1 protein-coding gene is annotated in these 673 nt (G+C 41.2%); it reads left to right on the top strand.

Features of this window, described 5'->3' with window-relative positions; translation table 11 throughout:
- Positions 1-480: hypothetical protein (locus FMR86_RS20315; RefSeq protein WP_163353289.1), on the top strand; the 480-nt coding region annotated here is incomplete at its 5' end.
- Positions 481-673: the final 193 nt, after the last annotated feature.

The following is a 673-nucleotide window of genomic DNA, read 5'->3' as shown; positions in this document are numbered from 1 at the left end:
CTAAACCGCAGGGGAAAGGGTATCAGAAGGCCTAAAGGCGTATTTTTTAGATACATGGAATCTCCATTTGTCAATACAAAGGTCACTGCATTCTTCTCTTATCTTCGAGATTATAATAAAATTGCCTCAGAATATCACAATAATACTAAATTCATTCTCACGTTTTCATGTCAAGCATATTGGGCATCTGGCCCAAACTTCTCCGCCTTGAAGAATGTTATTAGGTGCTCCATAATTCATGAATACATTTCTAAGTTTGTGGAAAGAGAACAGGATAAAGGTCATATAGGAGATCAGGAGCTACCGCCTGAAGAGGACCCTTCTCGTGAACTAAACAATGTACAACATGAAGTCAATAGTTTAACGGAACAAGATGCGGAGGCGGATGAAGGATTGTGGGGTGAAATAGATTCATTATGTGAAAAATGGCAGTCTGAAGCGGAAGATCAAACTGAGGCGGAGATAATAGCCACAGGATAAAGGTCATATAGGAGATCAGGAGCTACCGCCTGAAGAGGACCCTTCTCGTGAACTAAACAATGTACAACATGAAGTCAATAGTTTAACGGAACAAGATGCGGAGGCGGATGAAGGATTGTGGGGTGAAATAGATTCATTATGTGAAAAATGGCAGTCTGAAGCGGAAGATCAAACTGAGGCGGAGATAATAGCC

Origin of the sequence: Desulfovibrio sp. JC010 (assembly GCF_010470675.1) — a bacterium.
Lineage (GTDB): Bacteria > Desulfobacterota > Desulfovibrionia > Desulfovibrionales > Desulfovibrionaceae > Maridesulfovibrio.
The sequence above is the reverse complement of the archived record's forward strand: the minus strand, read 5'-3'. Positions and strand labels throughout refer to the sequence as shown.